At 63.1% G+C, this 8,241-nt stretch carries 8 protein-coding genes; 5 read left to right on the top strand and 3 right to left on the bottom strand.

Annotation, left to right across the window (positions count from 1 at the left end):
* Nucleotides 1-277: 277 nt before the first annotated feature.
* Complete coding sequence (locus ABD999_RS43660; protein WP_271280289.1) at nucleotides 278-421, bottom strand: hypothetical protein; 144 nt, start codon at nucleotides 419-421, stop codon at nucleotides 278-280.
* A gap of 257 nt (nucleotides 422-678) precedes the next feature.
* Between ABD999_RS43660 and ABD999_RS43655 the strand changes: the two genes are divergently transcribed.
* Both ABD999_RS43655 and ABD999_RS43650 read left to right on the top strand, forming a co-directional pair.
* Nucleotides 679-1,068 carry a type II toxin-antitoxin system RelE/ParE family toxin gene (locus tag ABD999_RS43655; protein WP_271280288.1) on the top strand — a complete coding sequence of 130 codons (390 nt, stop codon included), beginning with the start codon at nucleotides 679-681 and terminating at the stop codon, nucleotides 1,066-1,068.
* A complete protein-coding gene (locus ABD999_RS43650) occupies nucleotides 1,065-1,484 on the top strand; it encodes a helix-turn-helix domain-containing protein (protein ID WP_271280287.1) in 420 nt (139 codons plus the stop codon). The genes ABD999_RS43655 and ABD999_RS43650 overlap by 4 nt, the downstream gene beginning before the upstream one ends.
* 296 nt (nucleotides 1,485-1,780) lie before the next feature.
* On the opposite strand, the gene ABD999_RS43645 is transcribed toward ABD999_RS43650, so the two are convergent.
* On the bottom strand, nucleotides 1,781-2,395 hold the full coding sequence (locus tag ABD999_RS43645) for a YdcF family protein (RefSeq protein ID WP_271280286.1): 615 nt from the start codon (nucleotides 2,393-2,395) through the stop codon (nucleotides 1,781-1,783).
* Between the two features lie 98 nt (nucleotides 2,396-2,493).
* On the opposite strand from ABD999_RS43645, the gene ABD999_RS43640 reads away from it, so the two are divergent.
* Nucleotides 2,494-2,634, top strand: coding sequence for a hypothetical protein (locus ABD999_RS43640; RefSeq protein ID WP_271280285.1), 141 nt, complete (start codon nucleotides 2,494-2,496; stop codon nucleotides 2,632-2,634).
* Nucleotides 2,635-3,319: 685 nt separating this feature from the next.
* On the opposite strand, the gene ABD999_RS43635 is transcribed toward ABD999_RS43640, so the two are convergent.
* On the bottom strand, nucleotides 3,320-3,532 hold the full coding sequence (locus ABD999_RS43635; protein ID WP_271280284.1) for a hypothetical protein: 213 nt from the start codon (nucleotides 3,530-3,532) through the stop codon (nucleotides 3,320-3,322).
* 63 nt (nucleotides 3,533-3,595) lie between these two features.
* Between ABD999_RS43635 and ABD999_RS43630 the strand changes: the two genes are divergently transcribed.
* Nucleotides 3,596-4,378, top strand: a complete 783-nt coding sequence (locus ABD999_RS43630; RefSeq protein ID WP_271280283.1) for a transposase family protein — start codon at nucleotides 3,596-3,598, stop codon at nucleotides 4,376-4,378.
* 701 nt (nucleotides 4,379-5,079) lie between these two features.
* The coding region (locus ABD999_RS43625) for an ATP-binding protein (RefSeq protein ID WP_345483294.1) at nucleotides 5,080-8,241 on the top strand (3,162 nt) is incomplete at its 3' end.

The raw sequence follows: 8,241 nt of genomic DNA, 5'->3' as shown, positions 1-8,241 counted from the left end.
AAGGGTGTCGTCCCTCTCACCTGACCGTCCACCTGGACTTTACGTGTCCGTCTACCTGGAGATTTCATGGCCGCCAGCCTGGATCAGGCTGGCCGCCCACCTGGAGAAATTCCTGACCGTCCACAGGTACCGTCCCCGGAAGAGACGAGCCGCACCTGCCATGGGGGCGCTGGTGTGCGCCCTCATCCAGATGTCTTGTCTCGTTCGATCTCGCCTCCGGGAGGCGTCCTGACATGCGGAGATGCCAGGTCGGGTGAGACGCCGAAGTTCCGTCGTCTCACTTGATGTTGCCTGGCGCGCTCCGCCGCGGGACCCGGTCGAGCGCGCTGCACTGGGTGCGGGCTTCGACGACGGTGAGGTGCGTGCGGTAGTAGGGGAGGATGACGGCGTCGTGGCGGCTTCCGTGTGCCGGATTGAGCATCGGAGAACACGCAGATCTTCGAAGGCACCAACCAGATCCAGCGGCTGGTGATCAGCCGGCACTTGGCCAAGTAGCGTCTGACATGCGGAAACCCCGCTTCTCTGTGTCGGCGGGCGGGGTTTGTCGGCTTGGCAAGCGTGTCCCCGGGGAAAGGGACGCACGCCACCGGCGGCGAACAGGCGCAGCCATGCCCTTGTATCTCGTGGCGCTCTCGGAGTGCCCGATTGCGCAAGTATAGTATCCCCTATACTTGGAGTGTGCAGGACGAGTGGGGGATCTACGTTACCGATGAGGTCGATGCCTGGATCAGTGGCCTTGATCCAGAGGCGCATCGGCTGGTCATCGATGCGCTCGATCGGCTCGCGGAGAATGGTCCAGCGCTGGGTAGGCCACTCGTGGGCAAGATGAACGGCTCGCGCATCGCCAACCTCAAGGAACTATGCCCCCGGTCCACCGGGCGTAGCGCGCTTCGACTGCTGTTCGTCTTCGATCCGAGGCGGGACGCCATCGTTCTCGTTGCCGCAGACAAGATCAAGGCAAGCCCTCGCGATCCCAACCGCTGGTACGAGGAGGCCATACCGCACGCAGAGCGGCTGTACGAGATTTACCTGAAAGAACGCGCAGAAGAGGAGGGGCGGAACCCATGACGACGTTCAAGAAGTGGAACCGCGCCAAGCACGTGGAGCAGGCAGGAGGGGAAGCGGCACTTGTCGAGACCCGGCGCATGGTCGACGATTTCATCGATGCTTGGCAGCTTGCCCAGCGCCGTAAGAACGCCGCTCTGACGCAGAGCGAGGTTGCCGCCCTGATGGGTGTGACGAAGGCACGCGTCTCGCAGATCGAGCGTGGCGAAGTTTCTTCAGTGGATGTGGTGGCCCGTTACGTGGAGGCGATCGGCGGACGGCTTGAGCTCACAGCTAGCTTCCCTAGCGGTACTTACCGGCTACGGGCAGGCAAGATGAGCAAGGCGCGTAGGCGACACTTCAAGTTCATTCACTCGCATGGCAAGGCACGGCCTTCGCATCTCGCTGCAGGGACGCCGGGTTCCACGGGCCCGGGATGAGTCGTCGCATTTTGCGAGCCCGCGTGCGGCGCCCCTCTTTGTTGGTGCCTCTCCTGCTCGTTCGGCCAATCCCCGCAACCGCTGGTCATCGTAAGGATCAGGCTGTATCCGCAGGTGACTGATCGTGGGTCGGAGAACATGCAGATCTTCGAGGGGGAGGGGACGAACCGAATCCAGCGACTGGCGCCCAGCCGGCATCTGGCAAGGTAGTCCCTGATGTACGGAAGCCTCGCCTGCCAGGCGTGAAAAGCTGCTGGCTCGGGGTGCACGATCACTTCAGCGCTCAAGAGCCTTCATCAGCGGAGCCGACGCGACCGTTGCTGTCTACGCGAGATCCTCCGTTCGTCGGCCTTGAGACCGCGGAGTGTCCAGAGTCCGTACAGAGCCAGCAGCGGCTTGACGACCGTCCACTCGCCGGGGCGGTAGTCGTCCGCGCGTACAAGCCTCTCGGCGAGATCGGGGCGCTGCCGCCGCAGGTATGCGCGGGCCTTGAGGGCGTGAGCCGGCTGGGAGACGATCTTGATACGGTCGACGTCCTCAAGCAGGGGGATCACGTTCGTGATGTTCTCCCATGTCGTCGCGCTCTGGTCTTCGAGGAGCACCGCGCCGTCGAATCCGAGCACCGACTTCGCGTAGTCGGCCATCAACCGCGCCTCCGCGGCGCCACTGCCGGTCGCACCGCCGCTGAAGATCAATCGGGTGTCAGTAGCGACGGAGCGAATTCCAGCACGGACTCGCCATCGGTTGATGAAGTTCGCCGTGGGCTGGGGGTTCCGGTAACCCAACACGACCACGGCTTCGGCGGAGCCTTCACCGTTCGCCACGAGTGCGCGAGACCAGCGCCAGTTCACCCACTCGCCCCAGCCCAGGACCACAGCCCCGGCTATCAGCATTCCTGTCCTTCGCCGCATGCCGGCGACTCTAGAGCGCCTCGGTATCGGACCGCGAAGTCGCGCACCGTACCGCCAGCACGAGGAGGACGGCGGGAAGGAGCGTGAACAGTGCGCATGTGAGCGTGATCCGATCGGCCGGGGGCCGGGTGCATCCGAGCACGGGCATCCAGGTCATCATCAGGTCGCCGACCAGCAGGGGCACCAGCTTCAGCCAGCCCACCGCCCTGCCCAACAGCCGGTGGCTACGGACGTCGTGATGAAGGTGACCACGGACGCGATGCAGGTGTTCGGGGGTACGGGTACACGCGGGAGTAAAGCGGATGCCGCAGGTTCGAAGCCTGCCGGGGCACTCACCTAAATCGGCACTTTAGGCCCTGACCTGCGGTTTCTCAGCCGCAGGTCTTTTGTTTGATAGGCCTCGATAGGCAGCCGACAGTGCCCGTACGCCGCTGTACGACCATGATCAGGGGACATATGAGAGATGATCTTTGCGGTGTTTCCCCAGGTCAGAGCCAAACTTGGGGCCATTCCAACCTCCGACGACCCTCTACAAACCGCCCGAGCATGCGCTCAGCACAGGCGTCGATCATGCCAACTACGTGCGCAAAAATAGAGCGGTCGACGGTCCAATCCGCGCCTGCCACCCGCGATCACCCTCAACCGCATCGATGATCTGGGCTCGCCGACGACAGCGGACAGCAGCTCTATCGATCACACTTGCGTCCTGATCAACACGCATCAGGGCTGTCGTCGGGGTCGTTCACGCGACGGCCCGTTGCTTCCCGAAAAGAGAGAACCTGCTGTACCTGAACTTCCGGACCGTCGTGGCGCGCTACGAAGAGGTGCTCCGGGCGGACTCCGGATGGCTGCGAAGCAGAAGTTCATCTCCTGGGCGATGTCAGAGGAACCGACGAAACCTACTCCCCCCTGTCTGGGGCGGTCTCAGTGATCCGCGGGGATGTTCTGCCACTTGCCCCCGTTGCCATAGACCGGTTCGCTGACTTCGCTGAGCTGTGCGTCGTAGGACAGGTAGAAGACTCGTCCGCCCGGCTGCGGGAGCGCGTCGAGGGCCCACCACATGGACGATCTAGACAAGGAGGCTTTTCCAACCTGATCGCGCAGGTCAGCAAGGGCAGCGCCGAGACCGTTCGACATGAGAAGAGGCTCCCGGTAAGACAGCAGTCGACCAAGATCCGATGCCTCTACCGGAGAGCCTCGTTGCTGTCGTACCGTGCCTCGATTCCACTGTCCAATCACACCCTGATCCGCCTGGCCGGGCTCATCCGCACGCAGCGGGCCGATCGAGGCTGCCGATGGCGGCGGCTGGACCCGGCCCAGCAAGCGCTGCTGGTCCTGGCCCACCTGCGTAACGGCGACACCTACGCACGCCTGGCCGCCGGCTTCGCCATCGGCACCACCACCGCCTGGCGCTACGTCCACGAAGCCGTGGACCTTGTGGCCGTCCTGGCCGACGACGTGCACGCCGCCACAGCACGAGCAGGCCGGTTGGCCTACGCCATCCTGGACGGCACTCTCATCCCGATCGACCGCCTCGCCGACGAGCGGCCCTACTACAGCGGGAAACACAAGCAGCACGGGATGAACGTGCAGCTACTGGCCGATCCGGCAGGCCGGCTGGTATGGGCCTCACCCGCGCTTCCGGGCGCCGTTCACGACGTGACCACCGCTCGTACGATCGGCCTGATCGACGCCCTGACCAGCGGCGGCGTCAAGACCTTCGCCGACAAGGGCTATCAAGGCGCGGGCGGCACCATTCGCACGCCGTTCAAGCGGCATCGCCACCGTCGATGGCTGTCACGCGGGCAGCGAGAGGTCAACCGCTCGCATGCCCGTATCCGCGCCATCGGCGAACGCGCCGTCGCGACCTTGAAGGCGTGGAAGGTCCTGACCAAACTGCGCTGCTGCCCGCATCGCGCGACCACGCTCGTGCAGGCGATCCTCGTGCTGCAGCTCATCGAAGAAGGCCATTACCCAGGATGAAAAAGGCTCAAGGTGAAGACCTTGACGCAGCCAGGGCTCTGTCGGCCACCCACACGGCGTCCTCCGTAATAAGGGACGGTGCCATCGCCGCGCCTGGTCCAAGTCGCGGGAGAGCGTCTCCTCATCTGCTCGCAGGGCCGTGACCACCGCGCAGTGGTCGGGCGCCTCGACCCACGAGCACTCGAATGTGCGCGCCAGACCACGCTCGTCGAAATACGGCCACTGGTCGAATTTTCCATGGTTTGTCATGACGCTCGCATGCGATGTACCGGACGGCCGAAGGGCCCGCCGAGCTCACCGGGCCGAAGAGTCGCGGTACAGACCCATCTGACAGCAACTCTATCGCCAAGATCGGCCCTCCCAATCGTGCACACGTCCTCCTTCGCAAATCCGGAAACACGCGAAACATCGAGCCGAAAGGTGAAAGAATCACCACATCGGACAGACGTGCATAAGCATGAAGAAGATTCATGATATACAGTGAAGAGACTGGGACATACCGCACATAAGAGACAGCATCGGAGATGGGTTTATATATCTATAATGTCTCCAACGGCACTAGCCGCTTGACAAGTGAAGCGCCAGCGCTTTCACCAAAGTATCAAGATGTCCAGTTTTCGTCATATATTTTCGATTCCTCCCATTGAAGGTCCTTGCCTCCTAGGGTTGCACCCTTTTTGATCTGAAGCTCAGGAGCGGCTATGTCGAACCCACATTTCCAGCAGCCTGGAAACCTACCTCCCGAACACACTGACTTCGTCGGGCGGACCCGACTGCTCGCCAACCTCGAAAAGCGCCTCGGCGAGTCGCGGCTGGTGACCGTGACCGGTATTGGCGGGGTAGGCAAGTCGCGGACCGTGTTGCGGCTGGCGAGCATAGTGCGCTCCCAGTACCGAGACGGGGTGTGGTGGGTCGACCTGGGCCAGCTAAAGGAGGCGGGCATGATCAAGCATGCCATTGCTACGGCACTGGGCCTCGCCGAGCAGGCTTCACAGTTCGAGCCGAAGATTCTTTCGGAGTGGCTGCGCGCGCGCGACATGCTGCTCATTATCGACACGTGCGAGCACCTGGTGCAGGGCTGCGCCGAAGTGGTTCACGAGCTGCTGAAGGCTTCGCCTAACCTCAGGGTTCTGGCCACCTCTCGGCAGCGGCTGCACCTGCCCTACGAGCACGTCGTGCCTGTGCCGCCGCTGGGAGTCCCAGGCGACGACGCGACGGAGAGCTTGTTGCGCAATGAATCCATGCGGCTCATCATGGCCCGGACCAGCGTCAGCGTGCCTGATTTGGTACTCGACCAGGGCAAGGTCGTCAAGGCCCTGGCACAGCTATGTCGTCGACTCGACGGCATCCCGCTGGCGATCGAGCTGGCGACGGTTCAACTGCGAGGGCTGTCGATAAAGCAGATGCTGGCCGATCGATTCGACCTGCTGGACAGTACCGGGAATGGCAAGCTGCCGCGTCACCGGACACTGCGCGCCCTGATCAGCTGGAGCCACGAGCTGTGCGATCCCGCCGAGCAACTGCTGTGGGCTCGGCTGTCGGTGTTCGCCCGCGACTTCGACCTCGACGCGGTCAGAATCGTCTGCTCCGACGAAGGGTTGCCGGCGGACACTATTGCCGGTCTGCTGAGCAGGCTGGTTGAGAAGTCAATCGTGCTCTTCAAGAACGATCAGGGAAGCGGACGCTATGAGCTGATCAACATCCTGGCCGCATATGGCGTGGAGCGGCTCGACAAGCTCGGCCAGGCCGAGCAGATCCGCCAGCGGCACCTGGAGTACTACCTGAACCTGACGCAGCGCAGCGAGGACGCCTGGTCAGGGTCGCGCCAAATCTACTGGCACGTGCGCCTACGCCAGGAGTACGAAAACGTGCAAGAGGCCCTCGAATATGCGCTGAAGTCAAGCGGCAAGGGAGCGTTGGCACTACGACTGCTCTCCTCGCTGTGGTTCATGTGGGTGTGCTGCGGATTCGCCCACGACGGACAGCGGTATCTCGAACGGGCGCTGGAGGCCAACCTCATGCCGAGCAAGGAACGGTGCAAGGCATTGTGGGTCCTGTCCTACGTCCTCAGTGCCCAGGGTGACAGCATGGGCGCGCAGGCGATGGCCGAGGCCTGCCTCGATGAGGCGGCCAAGGTCGGTGACTCGCGAGCAGCCATGCTCGCCTCCAAGATGCAGGGAACTGCGGCGCTGCTACAGGGAGACTTGAACAAGGCCGGCGCGCTGCTGGGCATGGCGCTCGAGTTCAACACCGACAGCATGGAGCTCAATCCCGGCCTGCTACCCGCCGTCATCGAGTCGGCGCTGCTGCTGACGGCGCAGGGTGCAACCTCCGACGCCGAGGCGTTGCTACAGGACTGCCTGCAGATGTGCAAGGAGCGCGGCGAGCAGTGGGTCAGCTCTCACGCGTACTGGGCGTTAGCGGGCAGCATGCTCACAACCGGCCGCATCGACGAGGCTCTGCTGAACGTCAGAGAAAGCCTGCGCATCAAACGGCGCTTCCACGACACGCTCGGGACCCTGCTGGCTCTGGAGACGGCCATGCGGATCTTCGTGAAGCTCGGACAGTTGCCACTGGCCGCCCGACTCCTAGGGACGTTGCAGCACAACTGGCACATGGCAGGGGAACCCCAGATGGGCGCGCCATGGATGACGGAGCACCACAAGGAATGCCTGCGGGATTGCCGGCGACAGTTGGACGATCCGGCGTACAAGAGCGCCTTCGAGGAGGGTGCACGGCTCGACCTCGACGAGGCCTCCGCCCTCGCGCTCGGCGAGTGGGACGTCCCCGCGTCCACCGCGCTGGAAATCAGAGTCACGGACGACGACGACGATGCCTTCGCCAAAGTAGAGGACGCTGTCGTACAGGTCGCGGGGGCCTTCGGGTTCGAAGTACCCACCGCGCAGGGATCCCGCCACGAGCGCTATGTCATGAGATTCCGAGAGGCCGCTTCCGACGGAACGGCCGAGGAGCAACTCGAGGAGCTGGATCGAGCCCTGCGTGACGAGACTCCGCGTGGCGAAACGGCCCAGTCCAACGCGGTGGACTCCCTTATCACAGCACTGGAGGATGTGAACCGCGCAGTCGTGCTGGTCGAGCAGACGCTTCTCGTCAAGATGAACGGCCGAATCGTAACCAGGCGACTGTCCACAGCCGAACAGGCGTACCTGGATAATCATCGCCGCCTCTTCAACAAGCCAGCCGATCTGCTGCATGAGCTCGACCAACTGGAGGTGGATAGCACACCGGACTCCTCCCGCCGAGTCAAGCGCGATGATCGCGAGATCATCGTCGAACATCTAGGGGAGCCTGCTGCACAGGCTCTGTACGCGTGGGCCGATGCTGCAAACTATGAAATATCAGTCAATCTGCCAATCTGGGTGAAAAGCGGGCACACAGAGAGCTGCCTGCTGGCCTTGATCGTTAAAACACCTCGCGATAGCGGCCAGCGCACGAGCAAAGTCATCGCGAAAATGTGTCCTCCTGGCCCGTCATCACGTGAACCCTCACAGCATCAACGGGCGTGGGATGCGAGCCCAAGACAATTCCGCAGAGAGCACCTGGTCGCGGTCAAGCCGCATTCACCAGCCATCAGCGGTGCAGGAGGCTATGTACTCCTGCAAGAGATCGCCGGAGGCAGTTTCGCCGGCATGTGCCAGATGGCAGAACTGGAGTCCCCGTCGGAGATCATTGCCGCTTTCACCGCGGTGTTGGACGGGTTGATCTGTAAGTGGAACAGTGACGTGATCTCAGCGAATTGCCGGCAGGTAGTCGTGCTCGAAACGGGTGAGGACAAGTGCCGCGCGGGCGATGTCGCCGATTCGGCTGGGGCTGACGGTGATGTGCTGGAGGGTTCGCCAGCG

The sequence above is a fragment of the Nonomuraea ferruginea genome, assembly GCF_039540635.1.
Taxonomy (GTDB): domain Bacteria; phylum Actinomycetota; class Actinomycetes; order Streptosporangiales; family Streptosporangiaceae; genus Nonomuraea; species Nonomuraea ferruginea.
The sequence above is the reverse complement of the archived record's forward strand: the minus strand, read 5'-3'. Positions and strand labels throughout refer to the sequence as shown.